The organism is Nocardia jiangxiensis NBRC 101359, from assembly GCF_000308615.1.
Lineage (GTDB): Bacteria > Actinomycetota > Actinomycetes > Mycobacteriales > Mycobacteriaceae > Nocardia > Nocardia jiangxiensis.
Genome location: NZ_BAGB01000049.1, coordinates 54,338 through 77,485 on the forward strand (window position 1 = coordinate 54,338; position 23,148 = coordinate 77,485).

Sequence of the window (23,148 nt, forward strand, 5' to 3'; positions counted from 1 at the left end):
CCGAGCACGCGCCACGTCCCCGCGATCGCGTTCCCGCGCCGGGCGCGGGGATTACCGTGAGGGTGTGACTGGAACGGACCCGTCGGGCGCGGTACATCCGGCCGCCCTCGCGGCCCTGGTCACCCGGCTGCGCGAAGTCCACGACCGAGGCCCCGGCCTCATCCTGCTCACCGGACGTCCCGGCGACGGCCGCACCACAGTGCTGCGCGAACTGGCCGCCCACCACGACGGGCCGGTCCGCTGGTCCACCGCCGCATCCTGGGAAACCGGTTACCCCTTCGGCGTCATCGGCCAACTCTTCCCCGAACTCGCCTGCGCCACCCAACCCCGCAGCGCCACAACGGCTCTCGCAACAGCTGCGGACCCAGGCCACGGCGCAGCGACGAATCCCATTGCCGCAGTGGCGGAATCCGCAGCATCCGAGCACCCGGACCCGGCCGCTGCGGTTCCAGAGGAAACAGCCGGTGCCGGTCCGGCCGCGACGATCTCGGATCACGGTGGGGGCCGAGGGCCCGTCGAGGTCGCGGCGATGATCGCGGAACGGATCGGTACTGCGGAGACGGTTCTGGCGGTGGTGGATGACGCGCAGTGGGCCGATGTCGTTTCGTTGCAGGCGTTGGCCTCGGTGGTGCGCCACTATCGCGATGCTCGGCTGCTGATCGTCGCGGCGACGGTCGTCGGGGATGCGGACGTCGCACCGGGCGCGGTCGAGCTGTTGCCGCGGATCGCCACGGGCACAGTGCGAATCGCGCCGCTCACCGTCGCGGAGGTCGGGCAGGTCGCGGCGCACCGCGGGCTCGCGCTACATCCCTCGATGGCCGAGCGGCTGTGCACGCATACCGGCGGAGTGGTGCGCGATGTCGAACGGTTGCTGACCGAGGTTCCGCCGCAGGTGTGGGCGGGCTTCGATCCGGACCTTCCCGCTCCGGCCGCGATCACCGCGAAAACACGTGCAGCACTGGGTGACTGCACAGCGTCGGCGCGGCGGTTGATCGAGGCGACGGCCGTGCTCGGGCCCGGCACCGCGGTGGGTGATGCGGCGGCGCTGGCGGGTATCGACGGCGATCTGCTCACGGTGCTGGACGAAGCAGCCCGGACCGGCTTGGTGCGACTGGGCCCGCAGGGGCTCACCGAGATCGGCCCGGCCGACCCGATGCTGCGGGCCGCGGTACTCGCGGATATGGGTCCGGCGGCGACGGCCGAACTGCGTTGTCGTGCAGCGGAATCGACCGAGGATCCGGTGCGGCGGCTACGACTGCTGGTCGCGGCCACGCCGGTTCCGGACGCCGGTCTGGCGGACCGGCTGGACGCACTGGCCGACGAGCAGGCGGCACGCGGCGCGTGGGGAACCGCGGCCTCACTGCTGCGAGATGCCGGCCGCCTCACCGTCGACCGGCTCACCCGCGAAGGGCGATTGACCCGGGCGGTGGACGCACTGGTCGGCGCGGGTGACATCTTCGCCGCCACGGCCCTGATTCCCGAGGTGGAAAGTCTGCGGGAGACGCCGCTGCGCAATGCGGTCCTGGGCTATCTGGCGATGGTGCGAGGGCGGCCCGCCGAGGCGGAGATCCGGCTGGCCCGAGCCTGGGATCTGGTGAACGCCGAACGGGAACCCGAGGTGGCGGCACTGATCTGCCAGCGTTACGTGTTGCATGCGCTGTGCCGTTGTCGGCCGACGGATCTGGTGGACTGGGCGGATCGAGCGATCACGCTGGTCGGTTCCGATGATCCGGCGGCGGTCGAGGCGGCCGCGATTCGCGGACTCGGCCTGGTCTACGGGCATACCGCCGCGGCCCGGCGATCGTATTCCGAAATTTCCCAACAGATCCGGACCGGGGCTCAGGTGCAGCGCATCACCATGGGGCGCGGCTGGCTGAATCTCATCACCGACGAATTCGACGACGCCCGCTCGGATCTGGAAAGCTCCGTCCCGACAACCTATCTCGGCGGTTCCACGCGAATCTCGCTGTGGGCCAGGGCATGGCTGGCCCGCGTCCAGTTCCTCACCGGCGACTGGGACGACGCGCTACACACCGTCGCCGAGGCTGCCGAACTGGTGGAGCACACCGGCATCGTGCTCTCGGCCCCGCTGCTGCACTGGACCGCGACGTCCGTGCACTGCCTGCGCGGCGACTGGACCGCGGCGCAGATCTCCCTCCAGCATGCGACGACGGGACCGCAGGACTACGAAATCATGCGGGTGCCTTCCTATCTGGCCCGCGCCCAGTGGGCCGAGGCGCGAGCGGACTCGGCCGGAGTGCTGCGCGCACTGCATCCGATGACCCAGGCGTGGGCATGGAACGGCCCCGACGATCCGGGCCAGTGGCCGTGGGCCGACATGTACGCACACGCGCTGATCGCCGAGAGCAGATACGACGAGGCCGAGGCATTCCTGGCTCGGCACGAGCGGCACGCCGCGGAGTTGGCTCGCCCCTCGGCCCAGGCCCGCCTGCGCGCGGTGCGCGGCCAATTGTCCGGGGTGCGAGGCGATCTCGACGGTGCCCGCGCGGCCTTCGCCGAGGCCCTCGAACAACTCGACGGTATGCCGCTGCGATACGACCGCGCCCGGATGAGCCTGAGCTACGGGCAGATGCTGCGTCGCGCCGGTAAACGGCGCGAGGCCGACGCCGAACTGTCCACCGCCCGCGACCTTTTCGCCGCCCTGGATGCACGCACCTATGTGACTCGCTGCGACCGCGAACTCAAGGCCGGAGGGGTACGAGCCCAGCGCGCGGGCCGGACCGGCGACCAGCTGACTCCACAGGAGAACGCCGTCGCGACCCTGGTCGCCCGCGGACTGCCCAATCGGGAGGTCGCGGCCGAGCTGTACATCACCACGAAAACCGTTCAGTACCACCTGACTCGGATCTACACCAAGCTCGGCATCCGCTCCCGAGCCGAGCTGGCAGCCCTGCGCGAGAACACCTGACCCCGCGAAATCGGCTGTCGGGCTGGGCCTGTTGTCCGACGCTCACGCACCCTTCCCGTACCGGGCGGTACCTAGCGAACAATGCCCGCACCCCGACGGATATCCCTCGTAACGCGCCGACTCGCAAAACGCGATCCTGGAATCGCCGATCCGTACATAAGCATTTGCTGGCTAGTGACTAATTCTCCGACTTCGGGTATGTTCTGAAGGGTGGCGGATGCTAGAGAGTTGCTCACCTATCAGGTGACGATCTCGCGGCCCGACAACTACGGAGAGCCGTGGTGGCGGGTCGGTAATGCGGGCACCCCTGCTCAAGCCGCCGCCGCACTGTCCGAACTGGCCGTTCGATGCGCCCTGGAAGCGACCTCGCCCACCGGCCGCTGCTGGTTCGTCTGTGATGTCCGTTTCGCCGATGATGTGCAGGTCGACTACTTCGTAGGCTCCATCAGCACCACCCATCTGGGTGAGCAGCTGCACGGTGCGGCAGACCGCATCCGCGAGGTGACCGATGCAGCCTCCCGCGTCACCCACCCGACGCTCCGACCTCGCGGTTCACGCTGAGCGACCTCGCACACAGCAACACCGAGCGAATACACATTCGACTCACAGCTAACTCTTAGCAATATCAACACGACCCCGGTGGGTCGTACGCCGCCCGACCCCCAGCATCGATCACCGATGAGCAAACCGGCTCGCGATACCCAGTGGATCGACGAAAATGCTTGCCGCACCGAGTGATACAGGACACATACCTGGCCCTGCCGAACTCACAGCGACCGTTCGCAAACAACCCGACAATGCGTAACCCGGAGGCAACCGAGGGGCAACTGATCGGTCGAACGGGGCTTTTACGGTACCAACCGTCAGGTACTCAGCGGTGAGTGCTCCGCACCGATTCGCCGAGGTCGGGAAGCACTTCCGACCCAGTATTGCACCGGATTCTCCGTAGAAAGCACGAGAAAATGCGCGAATACATTCTGGATGTCGCCCGGGATCTCTGCACTGCCCGCACCGACGCCACCCTCGATGAGATCGCTGCCACGGCCGGTCTGGACTCGTCTCAGATCCACGACTACTTCCGCGGCGTGAACGATGTGCGCGATGCCCTCACCCCAGGCATGGCCGTTGCGGTCCGGACGGCCTGACGATCATGAACCTCAGGCCCACCAACACAGGTTCCGCCCGATGGCGACTGTCCCCCAACGGATTCCGACGATCACGCAACACGCCGACGCTGGCCCGGGTCGGCGACGAACGCGACGCCAGCTACAGCACCGGTCCGCAGGATTGCGTCCAAGCTGCGGGCCCCGGCCCGGAATGGTCGAACAAGCCGCCGGTCGTGGCCTCGTACGCGGTCATCCGACTGTGCGAGGAACTGTGCATGGTCGCACTTCTCGAGACGATGCCGGAAGGCTTCTGCTCCCTCGGCACCCGCCAGCACCTCGGCCATCTCGGCCCGATCGCGGTCGGCGCGCAGATCACCATCACCGCCCGGTGCGTCCGCGCCCGCGGCCGCTTCAGCAGTTGGCAAGTGACGGTGCGTGATTCACACGAGACAGTCGGCGAGGGCCGGATGGACTTCGTCGCGGTGCACCGCCCGCATTACGAGGCCCGCCGCCTCGAACCGAAACGCGCCGCCCTGTCCTCGGCCCTCAGCACGGCCTGAGAGCCCGAATCCCACACGAGCGCAGGCGAAGTCGGAGGGTCTGCGACAGTGGCCGAAGCCTCCCTCTGCCGGATTGCAGAGGGAGGCTTCGGCATTCCGGGAGTCTGCTCGACGACGGCCGGGCCGGGCGTTCCGCTCGACGATCGGCTTCTCCCGGACCACGAGTCTCACCGATCCCGCCCCAGCCGTCCGTGCGACCATGGTGAACGCCGAACCAGCCGAGTCGCAGCCGCCGAACTCCGTGGCCGGTCAGCTCACCACCACCGGCGGGCAGCGTCCCGCCGTCGAACAGACAGGAGCTGTCCCATGAGTTCCGCCCAGGCCGTCATCACCGCCGTCCTGTTCGTCTGGCTCGGCATGGTGCTGGCGATCTCGTTCCTGGAAGCGCCGTTGAAATTCCGCGCGCCGCAGGTGACCCTGCCGATCGGACTCGGCATCGGCCGCTTGGTGTTTCGCGCACTCAACACCGTCGAGGTCGGCTTCGCCGCGATCACGGTGGTGGCTCTGCTGTTCGCATCGTTCGGCGGCGTCGCGGTCGCGGCGGTGATCGCGGTGGTGATACTCGCGGCTCAACTCCTGTTCGTCCGACCCGGGCTCACCCGCCGCAGCGATGCCGTCCTCGCGGGTGAGGACGCTCCCCGCTCGAACGCCCACTTCGCCTACATCGCCCTGGAGGTCATCAAGGCGATCGCCCTGCTGGTCGGCGGAATCCTGGCCCTGCTCGACGCCGTCGCCTGAGCCCGGAACCCACCGCACTCGGCACCGCTCGTCACTGCGACGACACGTCGGCTTCTGCTGGTAGCGGAAACACCGCCGTCCGCTTCCGCTGAACGGCAAGCTTTTCATCGCACCCATCACACCGGCCTGCCGGAAAGCGCTGAGCCAGTTCAGCAGTCGAAACGACGTATCGGAGGAAGTCGTGACCATCGCTATCGTCGGAGCCGGGCCGGGCGGTCTGACCCTTGCTCGGATGCTGCACCTGAACGGCATCGATGCCGTTGTGTACGAACGGGATTCATCGCGCGATGCGCGCGGTCAGGGCGGCATGCTCGATATTCATTCCGGGCAGCGAGCGTTGCGCGAGGCCGGTCTGATCGATCGGTTCCACGCGATCGCCCGCGGCGAAGGCCAGGACATGCGTCTGCTGGAGCCGGACGGCACCCTGCTGTTGCAGGAGGACACGCCCGACGACGCGCCGCTCCTTCGCCCTGAGGTCGACCGCGCCGATCTGCGCGATCTGCTGCTGGATTCGCTCCCCGAAGACGCGGTGCTGTGGGGACGCACATTCGAATCCGCCGACGACGGCGTACTGCATTTCGCCGACGGCAGCAGTGCGACGTACGACCTGCTGGTCGGCGCGGACGGTGCGCAGTCCCGGGTTCGCACGCTGCTCACCGACGCCCGGCCGGTACATATCGGCCAGAACGTCGTCGAGGTGAGCATTGCGGACATCGACCGCAGGCATCCCGACCTCGCCGCGATGGTCGGGCGCGGCAGCTACTGGGTGTTCGGCGACGGACTGTCCCTGGCGGCGCAGCGCAACGGCGACGGCTGCGTTCGCATCGGCCTGAACTTCTACAACACCCCCGAGGACTGGTTCGCCACCAGCGGGATCCCGTTCGACGACCCGGCCGCCGCCCGCGCGCGGCTGATCGACCTGCTGCCCGGCTGGGACGCGCGGTTCACCGCGCTGATCGCGGCCTGCGACGACACGATCGTGCCGCGGTCGATCACCACTCTGTCGCTCGGCCTGACCTGGCCGTCGTCACCCAGCGTCACGCTGCTCGGCGATGCCGCGCACCTGATGCCGCCGGTGGGCGAGGGCGCCAATATGGCGCTGCTCGACGGCGCCCTGCTCGGTCTCGCACTGGCCGCGCATCCGGACGACTTCCCCACTGCCGTCGAGGAATACGAGCGCGAGATGTTCGAGCGCACCGGCGCCGCCGCCCGAATGTCCGCGCAGATGCAGGAGTTGCTGAACGCGCCGGACGCCGCCCAGCGATTGCTCGCCTTCTTCCAACCGGCCCCAGGGACAACCTGATACGACCGGGCAGCCATCGAAGACCGGACTGTCGCGGCGCGCCCGACGCTCCTCCTGCACGTCCGGCCGGTCACTCACCTACGCGGGCGTCGTCGCGTCGGATCGGCAGGATCGGAAAGTGGCACCTAAGCTGAGGCTCCGAACGTCCGGCGAACGGGGGAACCTGAGATGAGCATCAATCCCGGCAACTGGTCGCCGCCGCCGAAACCGACGGCGAATCGGAAATACCTCGCTGTCGTGATTCCCGTCGTGGTGGTGCTGGCCGTCGCTCTCGCGACCGGCGTCGGGCTGCTGGCCCGTAATGCGTTCGCGACGGAGATTCGGGGCACCGCCGTCGCGACGCCCGGAGCCTCGTCGGCCGAGCATGTGCTGGCCGACGGCGCGGTCCGGATCGGTGATCCGCATGCGAAGGTGACGGTTCGGGTCGTCATGGATCTGCAGTGCCCGTACTGCAAGATGTTCGAGGCGAACAACGGATCGGTGCTCGAGGGTGCGGTGCGCGACCACACCGCCGCGGTCGAGTACAGCGTCATCACCTTCCTCGACCGCGCGAGCACCACGCAGTACTCCTCCCGTGCGGGCAATGCCTCGTTCTGTGTCGCGAACTCGGGCCTCGAGCACTACCAGTCGTGGCTGGCCGCGATGTTCGCCCAACAGCCCGAAGAAGGCAGCGACGGCCTCACCGACGATCAGCTGATCCGCATCGCCAAGACGGCCGGTTACGCCGAAGACGCTGTGGCGCAATGCATCATCAACCGCAGCTACGACACATACCTCCGCGCCAAGACCAAAGCGGTACTCGCCGGCGGTGTGAACTCGACCCCCACGGTCACCGTCAACGGCAAGCAGATCACCTCCAGCAGCGCCCTGATGACGCCGGGCGGCCTCGCCCCGCTGATCGCGGCGGGCTGAGCCGCCGGGTCACCAGGACGGCAGTCCGATGCGTCGGTCACGCCACCCCGGAATTCGGTCGCCGCGCCGGGAACCGTTGCGGGAGTAACGAATCCGAGGGGAGCCCCTGCTAATTCAGCAAGCCCTGTTCGCGCAGGCTGCGACAGGTGGCGATGAGAGCCTCTTCCGGGGCCTCGACGAATTCCTCAGCGGGGCCGCCCTCAGCGCGATCAAACTGACCCGGCATCGGCGACTCGGACTGGAAGAGGCCAGCGCCGCCGCCAGCCTGTTCCTCGACGGCAGCCGCGGGGACGCCTCGCGCCGCTCGACCACGTCATGTCCCGACCGCGACGTGGACCATGTAGACGGCGGACGCCAGCGCGAACAACAGGTAGAGGCCCGGAAACGCGAGGTTGTAGAAGACGCGCGCTCTGATGTGTGCGACGACCGCGCCGACGAAGAACAGGATCAGACCGACACCGGCCGCCACGCCGAGCCAGGGCAACCAGATCAGCCCGGCGACGAGCCCGAGCGCCCCCGCCAGTTTCAACGTCGCGAGGTAGGGCACAGCCCATGCGGGAACGTGCACCTCGGCGGAATTCTTCAGCACGAACCCGGCCGGGACATAGTCGGCGAGCGCGATAGCCGCATTCGCCACGATGCACACGATCGTGACGACGAACAGGGCGATCATGCGCCGCACCCGGTCTGCGCTCGGTCACGATCGGCGATCGCGGGGATCTGTCGGGATATGGTCCGGGCCCGGACTTTCGATACGCTCATCAGCAGGTTGCTTCCTCGAGTAGTGGTGAACTTCGGATCCGAGATGGTGGTCTCGTTCGTCCCGACGTCGCGCGCCTCGGAAAGGTGACACCTGGTGGTACCGATTGCGGAATTCGAAGCGGCCCGCCCGCAACTGTTCGCGGTGGCATTCCGATTGCTCGGATCCGTGCACGACGCCGAGGACGCCGTGCAGACCACCTGGATCAAGGCATCGACCGCCGACGCGGTCGATGTCCGCAACCCGGCGGCGTGGTTGACCACGGTGCTCACCCACGTCTGCCTCGACCAGTTGCGAACGCGGCGCAGGCGCGGCGAGGAGCCCCTGCTCGCGGACCTGATCCCGGCCGAGGCCCGCACCGCGGACGAGCACTGTCTGCGGCGTGAGAACATCTCCCGGGCCCTGATGGTGGTCCTGGACCGCCTGACTCCACCGCAACGCGTCGCCTACGTCCTGCACGATCTGTTCGACGTCCCGTTCCGAGAGGTCGCGCACACTCTCGGCACCAGTTCCGACAACGCGAAGAAGCACGCCAGCCGCGCACGCCGACGGATCGAGCAGGCCGATCCCGCATTCGCAACCACCGCCGAGGAGCGCGCGGTCGTCGACGCCTTCCTCGACGCGGCCGCCGGCGGTGACATCGACCGCATGCTCGCCCTGATGACCGACGACTGCGTGCGCGCCGCCGATCCCGCACTCGTGCCGTCCGGTACGCCGCCGGTCGTCAGCGGCGCCCGCGCGGTCGCCGAGGAGACGAGGCTGTTCGCCGACCGAATCCGCGCCGCCGTCCCGATGACGGTCGCCGGACGGCCCGCGCACGTCATCGCCCCCGGCGGTCACCTGCTCGCGGTCGTCGAGGTCACCCTCCGGAACGGTCGCGTCAGCCGGATCGACATCGTTCGTCCCCACCCGGACACCGCCATCTCGATGCCCGCAGTCGGCTCGCCACAACCCACCTTGGACCCGCGTTCGAACTGACCATCGTCACCAGATCTCCCCCCACCCGGACACCGCGCCTTGACAGCAAATAGGCAGCGAACAATCGTGGAAAACAATGGAACCCGGAACCGTTTCAGACCGCCTGCAGTCCATGTCGCCCGAACCGCTCGGCGAGATCATTCGCGGCACCGTGGAGCGGCTGCTCGATGCGCAACAGCCACGCGAACTCGATTGCACGGCAGCCGATCTGCTCCGTGCGGCCATGGGCGCCGACATCGAACACCATCGACCGAAGGGGAATCTCATGAAGATCTCGGTTATCGGCACCGGACTCATCGGCGCACAGGTGGTCGGCGATCTGACCGCGGCCGGGCACGAGGCGAGCGGGCACTCCCGCTCGACCGGCGTCGATCTGCTCACAGGCGACGGACTCGACGACGCGCTGCGCGGTGCGCAGGTCGCGGTGAACCTGACCAACTCACCCACGTTCGACGACGACTCGCTCGACTTCTTCCGCACATCGGTGACCAATCTGCTGGCCGCGGCGCAAGCGGCAGGCGTCGGGCACCTCGTGACGCTGTCGATCGTCGGCGTCGACCAGGTGCCCGACATGGCCTATTACCGGGCGAAGACGTTGCAGGAGAAGCTGGTCGAGGCGGGGCCGATCCCGTACTCGATCGTGCGCGCCACCCAGTTCATGGAGTTCATCGCGCCGACGATGGAATCGACCACCGACGGCGAGGTCGTACGCCTGCCCGCCACCCCGATCCAGCCGATCAGCTCCGCCGAGGTCGCTGCCGCGGTCGCCGAGGTCGCCATGGGTTCTCCACTGCACGGTATCCGGAACATCGCCGGTCCCGATGTCTTCACCCTCGACGAATTGGGCCGAATCACGCTGGAAGCCAAGGGGAATCACCGACACGTCGTCACCGACCCGACCGCCGGACTGTTCGCCGTCGTCAAGGGCGACGTGCTCACCGCACCACAGGGCGCACGACTGTTCGGCACCCACTACCGCGACTGGCTACGATCGCACTGACCCGGCGCCCACTACACCTCCATCCGCCGAACACACTCGCGCTCAACAAGTTTCGGCGAATTATCACCCCTGCCACACAGCACGATGGCAGGTCCGCTCCCGGCCTCCGGACCACCGACACCCGAGGCCGACACAGAGGCGGGCGCGGACAGCTACCATCGGCTCTACCTCTCGTCACTCTCCTCGCCAGCGCGGCGGTCGCTTCTCGGCGAAGGCGCGGGCGCCTTCCTGCGCGTCGGCCGAGGCGAACACCGGGCCCGTGATCGCCCGCTGCCGTTCGAACATCGCGTCCGGCGGCCACTGCACGCTCTCGTGGATGATCCGCTTCGAAGCCCGCACAGCAAGCGGCCCGTTCGCCGCGACCGAACGGGCCAACTCGATCGCGGTGTCGAGTGCATTCCCTTCGTCGGCAAGACGATTGACCAGGCCGAGAGCGAAAGCTCGCTCGGCTCCGATCAGGTCGCCCGTCAGCGCCAGTTCCATCGCCACGGCCGGCGGGATCCGCCGAGGCAACCGCATCAGCCCACCGGCCGCGGCCACCAGCCCACGTTTGACCTCGGGTATGCCGAATGTCGCTGTGCGCGAAGCCACCACGAGATCCGCGGCGAGAACGGCCTCGCAGCCGCCTGCCAGTGCGAATCCCTCCACGGCGGCGATCAGCGGTTTCTCCGGCGGAGCCTCCACCAGGCCGAGGAATCCCCGTCCCGGGATCACCGGTGATTCCCCGCACACGAACGCCTTCAGATCCATCCCGGCGCAGAACGTGCCGCCCGCGCCGGTGAGTACGCCGACCGTGAGATCCGCGCGGGCATCGAGTTCGGTCATCGCCGCGGCAACCGCCTCGGCGACAGCGAGATTCACCGCATTGCGCGCCGCGGGCCGGTTGAGCGTGACCACGAGGACGCCGTCCTGGACATCGACCAGCACCTCATCACTCATCGCGACACCGCCGAGTCCGCGATGCCGAATCGGCGGCAGTGCCGGGTGCCGAGCACGTGTTCTCGTTCGAGGTTCATCTCCGTCTTTCTGGCTGGGCGCCGTATCATCCGGCGCGAGAAGTGTTGCCGCACAGGAAGAGCCGGATCACCGTGCGGTGAGGCCACCGTCCGCTGCGACGACCGAACCGGTCATGTACGACGATTCCGCCGACAGCAGGAAGGCGATCACGGCCGCCATCTCCTCAGGGTCGGCGCGACGAGCCAGCGGAGTCGCGGCGACCGCATTGCTCGTCACGCCCTCCACCTCCCGGGCACGGCGCGCCAGCGGGGTGTCCACCACTCCGGGGCACAGGCAGTTCGCACGCACGCCGCGATCGGCATAGCCGACCGCGATCGACCGCGTCAGCCCGAGCACGCCGCTCTTGGACGCGTCGTAGCTGGGGGTATTGGTGTTCGCGGACACCAGCGAGGCGACCGATCCGATGGTCACCACACTCGACGCGCCCGCTTCCAGCAGGTACGGCAACGCGGCGCGGATCGCGAGGAACGTCCCGTTGAGATTGACCGCGATCACCGAAAACCAGTCGTCCAAGGCCATTTCGTGCGGCAGGCCCGAGCGGGCGATGCCCGCGCAGGTCAGCACGCCGTCCAGTCCGCCGAGTTCCCTCGCCGCGGCCGTCACCGCGGTGTCGAGCGATTGTTCCTGCGTGACATCGCATTCGAACGACGTCGCGTCGCCCAGCTCGGATGCCAGCTGCCGCGCCGCATCGGCGTCGGTGTCCAGGATCGCGACCGCGGCTCCTTCGGCGGACAGTCGTCTCGCCGCCGCGGCGCCGATCCCGCCCGCTCCGCCGGTGATCAGGATTCGCCTGTCGCTCAGTCGTTTTCCGTAGTCCATCGCCCTCTCCGTTCAGCCGATCCGGCGGCCGCAGTCCACCGGCAGGGATACGCCGGTCACGAATCGCGCCTCCTCGGAGGCGAGGTACAGCACGGCGTTGCTGATATCCACCGCTTCGACCCAGCCCTGTCCGAGAACGTCTCCGGTGCGGGCACGGTCGCGCAGATCGTCGGGTGTCGGATTCGCCAGATCCGGGCAGAAGACCCGGAGCGTGGAATCGCTGAACAGCATGTCGGTGGCGACGTTGCCGGGATGCACCGCGTTGACGCGGATCCCGTGCTTACCCAGTTCCTCCGACAGGGTTTTCATCAGCCCGACCACACCACTCTTGGACGCGTTGTAGTGCGCGACGTTCGCGGCGCCGACGAAGGTCACCACCGAGCTGGTCAGAACCACCGAACCGCCACGACCGGCCGAGATCATGTGCGGTACAGCGGCTTTCACCGTGCGCCACACTCCGGTCAGATTGATGTCGAGCATGTCCTGCCATTCGGTGTCGGACAGGTCGAACGTCGGGCGGCAGCCGCAGACGCCCGCATTGGCGCTCACGATGTCGATGCCGCCCAGGGTTTCGACCGCGTCGGCGGCCACCTGGTCGAGACCGGCCTGATCGCGCACGTCGACCTGGCGGGCCAGCACCCGGCGACCCAGATCGCGCACCAGCTTCTCGGTTTCGCGCAGGTCGTCCACCGTGGCCATCGGGTACTCCAGCGACGGCACGTCCGAACAGGAGTCGACCGCGACGATATCCGCCCCCTCCTGTGCGAGCCGCACCGCGTGCGCTCTGCCCTGTCCGCGTGCCGCGCCGGTGATGAACGCGACCTTCCCGGCAACCCGTCCCATCCGCTTTACCTCCATGTCCTCAGTCCAAGCTCAACAGCCGCGCCGGAACCGTGCCGGCCATCAGCCGCAGGTCGTGCTCGTCGACGCCTTCGTCCCACAGGGCGTTCACGTACCCCTGCAAACCCACCGCCGGGTGCGGCAGAGTGTCGGTCCAGCCGTAGTCGGTGGACACGATCGCCCGTTCCGGGCCGATCCGGCCGATAGCGGCAATGACCTGGGCGAACGTCGACGGCTTTCCCATGCAGGTGTGCGCGGCGAACTCGATCACGGCGCCCAGATCGGCCAGCTCCACGACCTGATCGATGGACAGCCCCGGCCCCGCGCTCGCATGCATCGCATGGGTGACGACCAGGTTCCCGCGCCCGCAGAACGCACGAGCCACCGCGTAGTGCTCGTCGGTCGTGATGTGCCCGGTGGCCAGCACCGCGCCGCTCGCGGTGACGAGATCCATGATCTCGCGCACCTCGGGCACCAGCGCACCGTCCGGACGCAGCACCGGAATCCCCTGCGGCACACCGAATGCCGCCTCGACCGCACGCGGGCTGTTCGAGGCCGAGGACAACGTCGGCAACCAGATCACCCGCGCGCCCGCGCGCAACGCGGTCTCCACCGCCTGCGGGTTCAGCCCGCCGACCGGGTGGTCACAGCACATTCCCGCGATCGACAGGACGTCCGGTACGGCCTTGTTCGCCAGGTCGGCCACCGCGGTCGAGGGGAACTCGTGCGCCTTCAGCACGATCGCGCGCATCCCACCGGCCGCCGCCTCCCGGGCGGCCTGGATCGGGTCCACCGCGTGCGGATGCTTCGCGAGTTTCTCGACCAGCGGTTCCGGGCCGAAGTGGCAGTGCATATCGATGGCGCCGTCGAAAAGGATAGGGGCCCGGCCGGATTCGCGTGTCATTCGGCGGTGACACCCCCGTCGGCGAGGATCGCCTGGCCGGTGACGTACGAGGCGTCCGAGGACGCGAGGAATGCGACCACCGCGGCGATCTCCTCCGGTTCGCCGTACCGGCCCAGCGGCACGTTCAGCGGCTTGGAGGGGTTGCGCACCGTACCGGCGGTCGGGACGATCGCCGCGGTATTGCTGCTCAGGTTCGTCTTGACCGCACCCGGGCAGACGCTGTTGACCCGGATGCCGTGCGACGCATATTCGACCGCGAGCGTCTGGGTGAGCATCTTGACCCCGCCCTTGGACGCCCGGTACGGCGCGAGGCCGCCCTGGGTCGCGATGAAGGAGGACGTGGAACCGCAGGTGACGATCGAGCCGCCGCCGCGACGCAGCATCGATGGCAGCGCGGCCTGGATGGTGAAGAACGTACCGCTCAGGTTGATGTCGAGCACACCGCGCCAATCCTGTTCGGACAGCTCGTGACTGTCGATCCGCGCGCCCGAGACCCCGGCTCCGGTGAACACCACGCCGACGTCGCCGAACCGCGTGACGATCTCGGCCACGACCTCCTGCATCCGCGACCGGTCCCGCACGTCGGCCTCGAAGGCGGCCGCGAGCCCACCGGCCCGCCGGATGTCGTCGGCCGTTTCCTGCGCGGCGGCGGAATGCAGATCGACGACGGCCACGGCCGCCCCTTCCGCGGCCAGCCGCCGCGCGGACGCGGCTCCGATCCCCGAACCTCCGCCGGTCACCACTGCGGTGGTGTCCTCGAGCCTGCGCATGCCCGGCCTCCTGTAGTCGTCCGATTTCATCCGAATCATGCACATCATTAGATTGGATGTCAATCGTTGACGTAGGTCATATTCATGCTAATAATTCGCAGTGACCGTAGGACCCGATGAGGAGATGCCATGACCGAGGTGGCCGATAATTCCGCCGGCGTACGCGATCTCGGCGGATGTCCGGTGTTCCACACCGACTACCGCGTGGAACGTCCCGCGCTGGAGACGCACCGACTGCTCAATGCCGACCGCGAAGCCGCGCGATTCGCCTGGAACGACTCCACCGAGGAGGGTTTCTGGGTCCTGAACCGGTTCGACGACGTGCGCGAAGCGCTGCAACGGGACGCCGACTTCAGCAACGACCAGGTCAGCTCCCTGCACCGGTCACCGCCGGGAATTCTGTTGCCGGAGAACCTGAACCAGCCCCAGCACGCCGAGATGCGGCGGATCCTCAACCCGTTCTTCGCGCCCAAGCTGGTCCGGCGCATCGCGGATCGGGCGCAGGAGCGCGCCGTCGCACTGGTCGAACAGATCGCACCGCGCAAGTCCGAGGATATGGCGACCGGATTCGGCATGACCTACCCGACCGAGCTGTTCCTGGCGCTGCTCGGCCTGCCCGTCGAGGACGGGCCGACATTCCAGCCCTGGATGGAGGGCCAGTTCACCGGATTCTTCGACAAGTCCCCGCAGGCACAGCAGATCGCCGCGCAGACCCGCCGGGAACTGGACGCATACTTCGCCGCGGCGATCGCCGACCGCCGGGCGAATCCGGGCGATCCCACGACCGACCTGGTGACCCGGCTGGTCACGGCCGAATACCAGGGCGCCCCGATCCCCGACGAGATGATCCTGACCATCTGCATGACGATCATGGCGGCCGGGCTCGACACCACCCGCAGTGCCCTGGGCTACACGTTCCTGCACATGGCCACCCATCCGCAGGACCGGCAGCGGCTGCTCGACGAGCCCGAGTTGTGGCCGAATGCGATCGAGGAGATCATCCGGCTCTACGGCCTGATCATCCAGGACGGCCGGGAAGCCGCACACGACATCGATTTCCACGGCCTGCCGATCCGCAAGGGCGATCTGGTGTGGCTGGGCCTGGCGGCGGCCAACCAGGACCCGCGGGTGTTCGAGGACCCGCACCTCTTCGACCCGGACCGGCCGAACCTGCAGCAGCACCTCGGATTCGGCGCCGGATACCACCGCTGCCTCGGGATGCATCTGGCGCGTGCGGAACTCGTCGTCGCACTGACCGAGTGGCACGAACGGATCCCGCACTATCGGATCGCCGAGGGCGCGCAGCTGCGCGAGCGCGGCAGCCAGCTGCGACTGCAGCATGTCCCCCTGGTCTGGGACTGACTGCGGCGCAACCGGATTCACATCAGCACACCGACCGGCGGCCCGGCATCCTTCACGAGGATGCCGGGCCGTGGTGTTTCCCGGAGCGTTCCGGGGAACCGCGGGAATTACGAATCGCGTACCGCGATGGCCGATTCCGGGCACGCGTGCGCCGCCGACTCGGCCTCGGAGGTCAACCCCTCCGGGACTTCCCAGCTGCGGCCGCGCTCGGCCACGAATCCCTCGTCGTCGTCGGTCAGCAGCCGTTCGGCCATCGCATAGCACCGGCCGTGCCCCATGCAGCGGGCCCCATCGATCGAAATGAACATCGTCGTCCTACCTGTCGGTCACGTTCTCGCGTCGGGTCGTCGTACCGGCTCCGATCGGCCGGGCGTCCACGCTGATCAGGACGCCCGACCGATCACAACCGACTACCTCGGCCACCACGCCGAGGAGACAGGGCCCCGCATCCGGCTGGATGCGGGGCCCTGCCCGGAGTCATCAGGCCGACTCGGCCACAACGGACTTGGGAGCCCGGATGAGCGCGACGAGCAGCAGGCCGACCACCGAGAGCACTGCGCCGATCACCCAGCCCAGCTGGAAGCTGTGCTCGGTCGGAACCGCCTTGTGCCCCACCTTGATCACCTGCGATGTCAGCACCGCGGTGATCGCCGCACTGCCGATCGCGCCGCCGAGCGGGGCACTGATCTGCCCGATGCTCGCCGCCGTGGCCACCTCGTCGGGGTGCAGCGCCTGGATGAACGTCAGGTACGCACTGGCCGAGGAGAGCCCGTAGGACAGGCCGACGATGATCGGCCACATCCACAGGTGCCATTCGGACCCGTGCACGAACGCGATGAGCAGCATGCCGATCGCCAACCCGGTGAACGCCAGCAGGCACATCACCCGGGCCGGGACGAAGCGGCTCAGCGGACCGGCCGACGCGCTGCCGACCACGATGCCGCAGCAGAACATCAGCATCAGCAGACCACTGGTCAGTTCGTCGTATCCGAAGCCGAATCCGGCCGAGGTGGGCGTCTCGGTGAACGTCGGCAGGGTGAAGTTGACGATCCAGGCGAGCATGCCGGCCAGGAAGAACACCAGCCATCCGCGTAGGAAGTTCATGTTCCGCAGCGCCCGGGTGTTCGCCAGCGGTGCGGGCACCCGCTCCTCGACGATCCACCAGACCGCCGCCACGATGACACCGGCCACCAGCGGCACGAGCGTCCCGGGCGAGGCCCAGCCCCACTTCGAACCCATGCTGAGCGGCACCAGGATCAGTGCGAGGGCGGCGGCCAGCAGCAGGCCGCCGACCCAGTCGACCCGGCCGCGCCCCGGCCCCTGCCGACCCGGAATCACGGCGAGTGAACCGAGGACCCCGATGATCCCGAGCAGGGCGAGGACGCCGAACACCACGCGCCAGTTCACGTGCACGGTGTCGGTCAGCAGGCCGCCGATGGCGAACGAGAGACCGGCGGCGATCCCTTCCGCGGCGGCGATCCAGGACAGCACCGTTCGGAGTGTCCGGCCGGTCAGGTTGGACCGTGCGATCGCCAGCGCCAAGGCGATGCCGCCGAGGGTGAATCCGCTGATGAACCGGCCGACCAGCAGCACCGTCATATTCGGGGCGAAGGCTCCGAGGATGCTGCCGAGGGTCAGCAGCCCCATCGTGACGAGCGCGATCCGTTGCTGTCCGAACAGCGATGCGAGCGGTGGGAGCAGGGCGGTACCGATCGCGCCGCTGAGCGAACCGATGATCACCACCCAGTTGAGCAGGCTGCCGGACGCGCCGAGGGCGGGTCCGATCTGGCCGAGCAGTTTGAGCGGGATGGTGATCACCAGGGTGGCCAGGATGACGAAATAGCCGATCATCAGGACCAGGCCGCGTGGCATCGCGGCCGACACCTCACTGCCGTTCGAATCCGTTGCAGTAGTTGTCATCTTGCCTCTTCGTTGAGTTGATGGAGATGCCCGGTGGTCCGGGCGGTCGGGGAAAGTCGTGTGTCGACACCGCCCCGCGGGGCGGCGCTCGATGGTCCTAGGGGCGGTAGCCCAGCTGGACGAGTTCGGGCAGGACCGCGGTTTCGAACAGGCGCAGGCTGCGCCAGCCCGCGTCCAGCGGCAGTCCGCCCATCAGGGGCTGGAAGACCAGTTCGGCGTCGGGTCCGAGCGTCCGGCACAGCTCGACGCACTCCTGCGGGGTCACCACCCGGATATTCGGGTCGGTCTGCAACTCGGCCAGTCCCGCGGCGGACCGGTAGGCAGTGGTGCCCACCCCACGCTCGCGGGCCCAGTTCGCGTTGGCGTTCGTCGTGTACAGCACGTGCGGCGCGACGATCTCCCAGTCGCGCGCCGGATCATCGGACACGAACAGGAACAGCGGACCGAGCACCGGGGCACGCGGCGGAACCGGCTCACCGAGCCGTTCGCGCTCGGCGGCGTAGATCTCGTACAGCCGGTCCTTCTCGGATCCGGCCGGGCGGTACCCGTCACCGATCCTGGCGGCCCGGATCGCCGACGCCTCGGCCGAGCCGCCGATGTAGAGCGGCGCTCCCGCCGGGCGCGCGGGACGGGGACGGACCTTGACCGGTTCCCCGCGGAAGTCGAACTCTTCGCCGGTCCAAGCCTGTCGCAGCACTTCGACGATCTCTTCGAGGGTCTGCACACGCCGACGACGTTCGATACCGAACATCCGGTATTCCGAGTCACGGTATCCCAGGCCGAGCGTGACCTCGACCCGGCCCCCACCGACCAGGTCGAGCGCGGCGAGGTCCTCGGCCAGCCGCAGCGGATGGTGCAGCACCGCGACGAGCGCGGACAGATGCACCGTCATCCAGCGGGTCCGGCCGAGCATCGCCGAACCGAGGATCATCGGAGCGGCACAGTAGCCGTCGTCGGCGCCGTGGTGTTCGGCGAGATATACCGTCTCGAACCCGAGTTCGTCCGCCCACGCGACGTGCTCGAGCGCGGCGGCGTACTGATCGGGACTGCCGACCCCGATTCCTGGGGCGCGCATGTCATAGCGCAGAGCCAGTTTCACGGTCGTCCGGTTACCGCCGGTGGCGGCCGTTCCGGAGTCTTCGGCCATGGGTTCCACACCTCACCTCACGTGTTCCAGGTCACTCGCAAATTCAGTAGAACCATAGCAACCATGCGCATGAATGTGTAGGGTCCCGTTCGAAGAAAATCACCCCCCGGAAAGGACGACCATGACCGTCACCGAACCAGGAGCCCTGACCGGGATGCGCATCGTCGACTTCAGTCGCGTACTCGCGGGGCCCTACGCGACGATGCTGCTGTCGGACTTCGGCGCGGAAGTGATCCGACTGGAACGTCCCGGCGTCGGCGATGACACTCGCGGCTGGGGACCGCCCTGGTACGAGGGCGAGTCCACCTACTTCCTGGGGCTCAACCGGAACAAGACCTCCGTCGCGTTCGACCTGACGAGCGAGACGGATCGCGCGATGGCCCGGGAGTTGATCAGCGGCGCGGACGTCGTGGTGGAGAATTTCAAGCCCGGCACGCTGGAGCGGTACGGATTCGGCTACGAGCAGCTCGCCGCCGAGCATCCCGCGCTGGTGTACTGCTCGGTGACCGGATTCGGCTCCGGCAAGGGCGCGCACCTGCCCGGCTACGACCTGATCGCGCAGGCCACCGGTGGGCTGATGAGCATCACCGGCCATCCGGAGACCGGTCCGGCCAAGGTCGGCGTCGCGATGGTCGATGCCATCACCGGTCTGCACGCCGCGCTCGGCATCCAGACCGCGCTGATCCACCGGCTGCGCACCGGGCAGGGACAGCGGGTCGAGGTGAATCTGCTGTCCTCGGTGCTGGCCTCGCTGACGAACCAAGTCTCCGGGCACATCCTCACCGGCAACGTGCCGAAGCTGATGGGCAACGCGCACCCCAGCGTCGCCCCGTATCAGCCGGTGGCCACCGCCGACCGGCCACTGGCCATCGCGGCCGCGAACGACAAACAGTTCATCGCCCTGTGCCGCGCGCTCGGCCGTCCCGAACTTGCCGAGGATCCGCGGTATCGCAGCAACACCGACCGCGTGACCCACCGCGAGGCGCTGATCGAGGATCTGGAGAACGTCTTCCGCACCCGCGACGCGGACCACTGGTTCACCGTCCTGGTCGACGCGGGCGTCCCCGCCGGTCCGATCAACGACATCGGCCAGGCCGTCGCCCTCGCGGAAAGCCTCGGTCTCGAGCCGGTGGTCCTGCCCGACGACGAACCCGAAGGCCGGGGAATCGCCCAGGTGCGCAACCCGATCCGGTTGTCCCGGACACCGGCGACGTACCGGACCAACCCGCCGAAACTCCCGGTTCGCTGAACTCGAATCGAACGGCGCGGGGCGGCATCGCTCGTCCCCGCGCCGCTTCGGCGATCACCCGCTCGGCGGGTATGAGCATCGGCTACTGCACCACAGCGCCGATCCTCATGCGCGCCAACGATTCCCCGTCCACGCAATACGTATCAACCGGATGCCGGCTCGGGAATTCGATTGCCCGGCAACCTGATCCACGCCGGGCTCAGCGAACTTCGGAATCGTGCGGCCATCCGGCGACCAGATCGGTGCTCACCTCGATCACCATGTGTTTCTCGGTGAATCGCGGCTGCGGACCGCTGACGTCCACGATGTCGTCATAACTCCCCCACCCGACGACGGAACGATCGGTTCCGCGACCGGTGAACAAGACCTGAGCCTGCACGCGCACGCGGGAGTCGCCGAGCCAGGTCGTGCGCGCGTTGGTGATGAAATGCCGTTTGATCGAGGCGTCGGCTCGGAACGCCCATTCGTAGAATTCCCGGATCTCCGCACGGCCGTTCGCCTTTCGCGACGGCGTGGTGAGTACGGCGGCGGGCGCGAACAGCGCCGTCACCGTTTCCGGCCGCGGATCGTCGAGGATCCGCGCATAGGCGTGCAGGTGCTCGCGGGCGATCTCGGCCGCTTCCAGCCGACGTACCCGTTCGCGCAGTTCGGCCAATTCCTCGCCACTCATCGACGGTCCTCCCGATCGCGATTCGGTTGCGGCACAACGCTCAATCGATCGCGACCACGTCGTGCACGCCGCGCCAGGCCATCGTCCCGCCGTCGACCGGAACGGCGACGCCGGTCAGGAACGATGCCTCGTCGCTCGCCAGGAAGCACGCCGTTCGCGCCACCTCGACCGGCAGGCCGAGCCGGGGAATCAAGTGCGTTCCGTACATCGATCGCGCTCGGGCGAATTTGTCCGTCGCGGCAGCCAGATGCGCGTCACTCATCGGCGTGCGAATCGCCCCCGGGCAATAGCAGTTCACCCGGACGTGCGGGGCCAGGTTCACCGCCGCCACCTTGGTCAGCTGGATCACCGCGGCCTTCGACACTCCGTAGGCGGGCATGTGTGTACCCGCCAGACCCGCGACCGATGCGGCATTGACCACCGAAGGCCCTCGCTCGGAGGCGCGCAGATGCGGAGCCGCGAACTTGATCGCCGACCACATCGCCTTGAGATTGATGTCCATCACCGCGTCCCACGCCTCTTCCTCGAGCGTTTCCAGCCCGGTCCGGTCCGCGTCGGTGAACATGTGATCCAGCACGCCCGCATTGTTGAACAGCGTGTCCAGACCACCGGCCCAACCGGCGAAGTCCGCCACCACGTCCCGGATCTCGGACGTCGAACGCAGGTCCGCGCGCAGGTGCCGGACCTGTGCGCCCGATTCGGCGACGAGCGAGGCCGTCACCGCCAGCTCGGCGTCGTCGACATCGGTGATACCGATTCGGCTCGCGCCCTGCCTGGCCGCCTCGAGCGCGAGCTCGCGGCCCATTCCCCGGGCCGCTCCGGTGACGAGAATTCGCTTGTCGCCCAGCATGCTTCCTACTTTCATCCGGGGGAGAAACCGAGCGTCCGACGGACGAGGACCCGGGACGTGACACGCGGAGAATTCCACGCCAATCTATACACATGAATAGCATTGAATGTAGGGTGTGAGAGCTGCAAGCACAAGAGCGCCACCCAGGGGAGAACGATTATGACCGCTTTGGAACGACCGAAGAAGACCGCGCTGCTCGTGGCACAGCGCATCGTCGAGGACATCAACGCCCGAGGGAACCAGGTCGGAGACCGGCTGCCCCCGGAGAAAGCGATGCTCGAGGACTACGACGTCGGGCGCGGGACGCTGCGAGAATCGTTGCGGTTTCTCGAATTGCAGGGCGTCATCACGCTCAAGCCCGGCCCCAGCGGCGGACCGATCGTGCAGCAACCGGACAGCTCCGCACTGGCCACCTCGCTGAGCCTGCTGTTGCAGTTCCAGCAAGCGCCCTTCCAGACCGTGATCGAGACCCGCGCCGCGCTGGAACCGCATATGGCCCGGCTCGCCGCCCAACGGATGAGCGAGGAGGATGTCGCGAAACTGTTCGAGATCGTCGAACTCGAACGACAGAACCTCGACGACCACGCGGGATTCCTGAGCCAGACGCGGCGCTTCCACGCCACCGTGGCCGAAGGCTCCGGCAACCTCATCTTCGCGGCGCTGTTCAATGCGCTGTTCGACATTCTCGACGGGGCCGCGGTCGGCATCGAGTACCCGCCGAAGCAGCGGCGGCTGACCGTCGACATCCAGTCCGAGATCGCCACCGCGATCTCCGAACACGATGCCGACCGCGCCGAGGAACTGATGGCCACGCAGATGCAGGCGCTGGCCGCCTACACCCAGAAGAACTACGCCAAAGTGCTTGCCGCACCAGTGATGTGGAAGATGTGAGATGACAACGGCCAGCCGCCCGATCCCCTTCCCCGACGATGTGACCGAGGGATTCTGGGACAGCGTCCGGGCGCGCACGCTCAGTATTCAGCGCTGCGCCGCCTGTTCGCGTTTCAACCACGCGCCGAGCCTGACCTGTCCCGCCTGCGGCGGCGCGGAACTGGCCTACGAGCCGGTCTCGGGCCGCGGCGTCGTGTACAGCTACACGGTGCTGGACGAGGCGCCCGGCCCCGGGTTCGCCGGGCTGGTGCCGCTCGTGGTCGTCGTGGTGGAACTGGTGGAACAACCCGGACTGCTGATGGTGGCCAACCTGCTCGGCGCAGGACCGGACGACGTGCGGATCGGCGCCGTCGTCGACGTGGAATTCGAAGAGATCTCCCAGGACTGCGTACTCCCGCAGTTCCGGCTGGCGGAAGTGTGAAA

25 protein-coding genes are annotated in these 23,148 nt (G+C 68.0%); 13 read left to right on the forward strand and 12 right to left on the reverse strand.

Annotation, left to right across the window (positions count from 1 at the left end; genetic code table 11):
- Window positions 1-64: 64 nt before the first annotated feature.
- The 7 genes from ON40_RS23250 to ON40_RS23280 all read left to right on the forward strand — a co-directional run bounded on the left by ON40_RS23250 (window position 65) and on the right by ON40_RS23280 (window position 7,548).
- Window positions 65-2,929: a LuxR C-terminal-related transcriptional regulator gene (locus ON40_RS23250; RefSeq protein WP_157186389.1), complete on the forward strand. Its 2,865-nt coding sequence runs from the start codon at window positions 65-67 to the stop codon at window positions 2,927-2,929.
- A 210-nt stretch (window positions 2,930-3,139) separates the two neighbouring features.
- The gene (locus ON40_RS23255; protein ID WP_157186390.1) at window positions 3,140-3,490 is read left to right on the forward strand and encodes a hypothetical protein; all 351 of its coding nucleotides are present in this window, start codon (window positions 3,140-3,142) and stop codon (window positions 3,488-3,490) included.
- A 401-nt stretch (window positions 3,491-3,891) separates the two neighbouring features.
- Window positions 3,892-4,074: a hypothetical protein gene (locus tag ON40_RS23260; RefSeq protein ID WP_040826111.1), complete on the forward strand. Its 183-nt coding sequence runs from the start codon at window positions 3,892-3,894 to the stop codon at window positions 4,072-4,074.
- A gap of 5 nt (window positions 4,075-4,079) precedes the next feature.
- Complete coding sequence (locus ON40_RS48290; RefSeq protein ID WP_051193452.1) at window positions 4,080-4,595, forward strand: thioesterase family protein; 516 nt, start codon at window positions 4,080-4,082, stop codon at window positions 4,593-4,595.
- Between the two features lie 306 nt (window positions 4,596-4,901).
- A complete protein-coding gene (locus tag ON40_RS23270) occupies window positions 4,902-5,333 on the forward strand; it encodes a hypothetical protein (protein ID WP_040826112.1) in 432 nt (143 codons plus the stop codon).
- Window positions 5,334-5,514: 181 nt separating this feature from the next.
- Window positions 5,515-6,636, forward strand: a complete 1,122-nt coding sequence (locus tag ON40_RS23275) for an FAD-dependent oxidoreductase (RefSeq protein WP_040826113.1) — start codon at window positions 5,515-5,517, stop codon at window positions 6,634-6,636.
- A 168-nt stretch (window positions 6,637-6,804) separates the two neighbouring features.
- Window positions 6,805-7,548 carry a DsbA family protein gene (locus tag ON40_RS23280; RefSeq protein ID WP_040826114.1) on the forward strand — a complete coding sequence of 248 codons (744 nt, stop codon included), beginning with the start codon at window positions 6,805-6,807 and terminating at the stop codon, window positions 7,546-7,548.
- A 313-nt stretch (window positions 7,549-7,861) separates the two neighbouring features.
- Here ON40_RS23280 and ON40_RS23285 read toward each other — a convergent pair whose 3' ends face one another.
- Entirely contained in the window at window positions 7,862-8,221 is a 360-nt protein-coding gene (locus ON40_RS23285) for a DoxX family protein (RefSeq protein WP_040826116.1), read from the reverse strand.
- 183 nt (window positions 8,222-8,404) lie between these two features.
- On the opposite strand from ON40_RS23285, the gene ON40_RS23290 reads away from it, so the two are divergent.
- Window positions 8,405-9,286, forward strand: a complete 882-nt coding sequence (locus tag ON40_RS23290; RefSeq protein WP_063713072.1) for a sigma-70 family RNA polymerase sigma factor — start codon at window positions 8,405-8,407, stop codon at window positions 9,284-9,286.
- Window positions 9,287-9,380: 94 nt separating this feature from the next.
- Here the strand turns inward: ON40_RS23290 and ON40_RS52030 are convergent, their stop codons facing one another.
- Window positions 9,381-9,533: a hypothetical protein gene (locus ON40_RS52030; protein WP_157186391.1), complete on the reverse strand. Its 153-nt coding sequence runs from the start codon at window positions 9,531-9,533 to the stop codon at window positions 9,381-9,383.
- A gap of 18 nt (window positions 9,534-9,551) precedes the next feature.
- Between ON40_RS52030 and ON40_RS23295 the strand changes: the two genes are divergently transcribed.
- Window positions 9,552-10,286, forward strand: coding sequence for an SDR family oxidoreductase (locus tag ON40_RS23295; protein WP_040826188.1), 735 nt, complete (start codon window positions 9,552-9,554; stop codon window positions 10,284-10,286).
- Between the two features lie 174 nt (window positions 10,287-10,460).
- Here the strand turns inward: ON40_RS23295 and ON40_RS23300 are convergent, their stop codons facing one another.
- The 5 genes from ON40_RS23300 to ON40_RS23320 all read right to left on the reverse strand — a co-directional run bounded on the left by ON40_RS23300 (window position 10,461) and on the right by ON40_RS23320 (window position 14,636).
- On the reverse strand, window positions 10,461-11,225 hold the full coding sequence (locus ON40_RS23300; RefSeq protein ID WP_040826119.1) for a crotonase/enoyl-CoA hydratase family protein: 765 nt from the start codon (window positions 11,223-11,225) through the stop codon (window positions 10,461-10,463).
- Between the two features lie 144 nt (window positions 11,226-11,369).
- Window positions 11,370-12,122, reverse strand: coding sequence for an SDR family NAD(P)-dependent oxidoreductase (locus ON40_RS23305; RefSeq protein ID WP_040826120.1), 753 nt, complete (start codon window positions 12,120-12,122; stop codon window positions 11,370-11,372).
- A 12-nt stretch (window positions 12,123-12,134) separates the two neighbouring features.
- On the reverse strand, window positions 12,135-12,965 hold the full coding sequence (locus tag ON40_RS23310; RefSeq protein ID WP_040826189.1) for a mycofactocin-coupled SDR family oxidoreductase: 831 nt from the start codon (window positions 12,963-12,965) through the stop codon (window positions 12,135-12,137).
- 19 nt (window positions 12,966-12,984) lie between these two features.
- Complete coding sequence (locus ON40_RS23315; protein WP_040826121.1) at window positions 12,985-13,866, reverse strand: DUF6282 family protein; 882 nt, start codon at window positions 13,864-13,866, stop codon at window positions 12,985-12,987.
- A complete protein-coding gene (locus tag ON40_RS23320) occupies window positions 13,863-14,636 on the reverse strand; it encodes an SDR family NAD(P)-dependent oxidoreductase (protein ID WP_040826191.1) in 774 nt (257 codons plus the stop codon). Before ON40_RS23320 ends, ON40_RS23315 begins: the two co-directional genes overlap by 4 nt.
- Window positions 14,637-14,765: 129 nt before the next feature.
- Between ON40_RS23320 and ON40_RS23325 the strand changes: the two genes are divergently transcribed.
- A complete protein-coding gene (locus tag ON40_RS23325; protein ID WP_040826122.1) occupies window positions 14,766-15,998 on the forward strand; it encodes a cytochrome P450 in 1,233 nt (410 codons plus the stop codon).
- Between the two features lie 107 nt (window positions 15,999-16,105).
- On the opposite strand, the gene ON40_RS23330 is transcribed toward ON40_RS23325, so the two are convergent.
- The 3 genes from ON40_RS23330 to ON40_RS23340 all read right to left on the reverse strand — a co-directional run bounded on the left by ON40_RS23330 (window position 16,106) and on the right by ON40_RS23340 (window position 19,065).
- A complete protein-coding gene (locus ON40_RS23330) occupies window positions 16,106-16,306 on the reverse strand; it encodes a ferredoxin (RefSeq protein ID WP_040826123.1) in 201 nt (66 codons plus the stop codon).
- A gap of 172 nt (window positions 16,307-16,478) precedes the next feature.
- Window positions 16,479-17,918, reverse strand: coding sequence for an MFS transporter (locus ON40_RS23335; RefSeq protein ID WP_083895862.1), 1,440 nt, complete (start codon window positions 17,916-17,918; stop codon window positions 16,479-16,481).
- 97 nt (window positions 17,919-18,015) lie between these two features.
- The gene (locus tag ON40_RS23340) at window positions 18,016-19,065 is read right to left on the reverse strand and encodes an LLM class flavin-dependent oxidoreductase (RefSeq protein ID WP_218008845.1); all 1,050 of its coding nucleotides are present in this window, start codon (window positions 19,063-19,065) and stop codon (window positions 18,016-18,018) included.
- Between the two features lie 121 nt (window positions 19,066-19,186).
- On the opposite strand from ON40_RS23340, the gene ON40_RS23345 reads away from it, so the two are divergent.
- A complete protein-coding gene (locus tag ON40_RS23345) occupies window positions 19,187-20,314 on the forward strand; it encodes a CaiB/BaiF CoA transferase family protein (protein WP_040826125.1) in 1,128 nt (375 codons plus the stop codon).
- A 199-nt stretch (window positions 20,315-20,513) separates the two neighbouring features.
- On the opposite strand, the gene ON40_RS23350 is transcribed toward ON40_RS23345, so the two are convergent.
- Both ON40_RS23350 and ON40_RS23355 read right to left on the reverse strand, forming a co-directional pair.
- Complete coding sequence (locus tag ON40_RS23350; protein ID WP_040826126.1) at window positions 20,514-20,984, reverse strand: nuclear transport factor 2 family protein; 471 nt, start codon at window positions 20,982-20,984, stop codon at window positions 20,514-20,516.
- A 40-nt stretch (window positions 20,985-21,024) separates the two neighbouring features.
- Window positions 21,025-21,849, reverse strand: a complete 825-nt coding sequence (locus ON40_RS23355; RefSeq protein ID WP_245567955.1) for an SDR family NAD(P)-dependent oxidoreductase — start codon at window positions 21,847-21,849, stop codon at window positions 21,025-21,027.
- A gap of 144 nt (window positions 21,850-21,993) precedes the next feature.
- Between ON40_RS23355 and ON40_RS23360 the strand changes: the two genes are divergently transcribed.
- On the forward strand, window positions 21,994-22,725 hold the full coding sequence (locus ON40_RS23360; protein WP_040826129.1) for a FadR/GntR family transcriptional regulator: 732 nt from the start codon (window positions 21,994-21,996) through the stop codon (window positions 22,723-22,725).
- Between the two features lies 1 nt (window position 22,726).
- Window positions 22,727-23,146 (forward strand): Zn-ribbon domain-containing OB-fold protein, encoded by a 420-nt coding sequence (locus ON40_RS23365; RefSeq protein ID WP_040826130.1) that lies wholly within the window; start codon window positions 22,727-22,729, stop codon window positions 23,144-23,146.
- Window positions 23,147-23,148 lie beyond the last annotated feature (2 nt).

Excerpts from the sequence above, each read along its gene's own strand:
- ON40_RS23260 (WP_040826111.1), top strand. The coding sequence starts at position 3,892 with ATGCGCGAATACATTCTGGATGTCGCCCGGGATCTCTGCACTGCCCGC.
- ON40_RS48290 (WP_051193452.1), top strand. The coding sequence starts at position 4,080 with ATGAACCTCAGGCCCACCAACACAGGTTCCGCCCGATGGCGACTGTCC.
- ON40_RS23270 (WP_040826112.1), top strand. The coding sequence starts at position 4,902 with ATGAGTTCCGCCCAGGCCGTCATCACCGCCGTCCTGTTCGTCTGGCTC.
- ON40_RS23280 (WP_040826114.1), top strand. The coding sequence starts at position 6,805 with ATGAGCATCAATCCCGGCAACTGGTCGCCGCCGCCGAAACCGACGGCG.
- ON40_RS23285 (WP_040826116.1), bottom strand. The coding sequence starts at position 8,221 with ATGATCGCCCTGTTCGTCGTCACGATCGTGTGCATCGTGGCGAATGCG.
- ON40_RS52030 (WP_157186391.1), bottom strand. The coding sequence starts at position 9,533 with ATGGTGTTCGATGTCGGCGCCCATGGCCGCACGGAGCAGATCGGCTGC.
- ON40_RS23295 (WP_040826188.1), top strand. The coding sequence starts at position 9,552 with ATGAAGATCTCGGTTATCGGCACCGGACTCATCGGCGCACAGGTGGTC.
- ON40_RS23300 (WP_040826119.1), bottom strand. The coding sequence starts at position 11,225 with ATGAGTGATGAGGTGCTGGTCGATGTCCAGGACGGCGTCCTCGTGGTC.
- ON40_RS23305 (WP_040826120.1), bottom strand. The coding sequence starts at position 12,122 with ATGGACTACGGAAAACGACTGAGCGACAGGCGAATCCTGATCACCGGC.
- ON40_RS23310 (WP_040826189.1), bottom strand. The coding sequence starts at position 12,965 with ATGGGACGGGTTGCCGGGAAGGTCGCGTTCATCACCGGCGCGGCACGC.
- ON40_RS23315 (WP_040826121.1), bottom strand. The coding sequence starts at position 13,866 with ATGACACGCGAATCCGGCCGGGCCCCTATCCTTTTCGACGGCGCCATC.
- ON40_RS23320 (WP_040826191.1), bottom strand. The coding sequence starts at position 14,636 with ATGCGCAGGCTCGAGGACACCACCGCAGTGGTGACCGGCGGAGGTTCG.
- ON40_RS23325 (WP_040826122.1), top strand. The coding sequence starts at position 14,766 with ATGACCGAGGTGGCCGATAATTCCGCCGGCGTACGCGATCTCGGCGGA.
- ON40_RS23330 (WP_040826123.1), bottom strand. The coding sequence starts at position 16,306 with ATGTTCATTTCGATCGATGGGGCCCGCTGCATGGGGCACGGCCGGTGC.
- ON40_RS23335 (WP_083895862.1), bottom strand. The coding sequence starts at position 17,918 with ATGACAACTACTGCAACGGATTCGAACGGCAGTGAGGTGTCGGCCGCG.
- ON40_RS23340 (WP_218008845.1), bottom strand. The coding sequence starts at position 19,065 with ATGGCCGAAGACTCCGGAACGGCCGCCACCGGCGGTAACCGGACGACC.
- ON40_RS23345 (WP_040826125.1), top strand. The coding sequence starts at position 19,187 with ATGACCGTCACCGAACCAGGAGCCCTGACCGGGATGCGCATCGTCGAC.
- ON40_RS23350 (WP_040826126.1), bottom strand. The coding sequence starts at position 20,984 with ATGAGTGGCGAGGAATTGGCCGAACTGCGCGAACGGGTACGTCGGCTG.
- ON40_RS23355 (WP_245567955.1), bottom strand. The coding sequence starts at position 21,849 with ATGAAAGTAGGAAGCATGCTGGGCGACAAGCGAATTCTCGTCACCGGA.
- ON40_RS23360 (WP_040826129.1), top strand. The coding sequence starts at position 21,994 with ATGACCGCTTTGGAACGACCGAAGAAGACCGCGCTGCTCGTGGCACAG.
- ON40_RS23365 (WP_040826130.1), top strand. The coding sequence starts at position 22,727 with ATGACAACGGCCAGCCGCCCGATCCCCTTCCCCGACGATGTGACCGAG.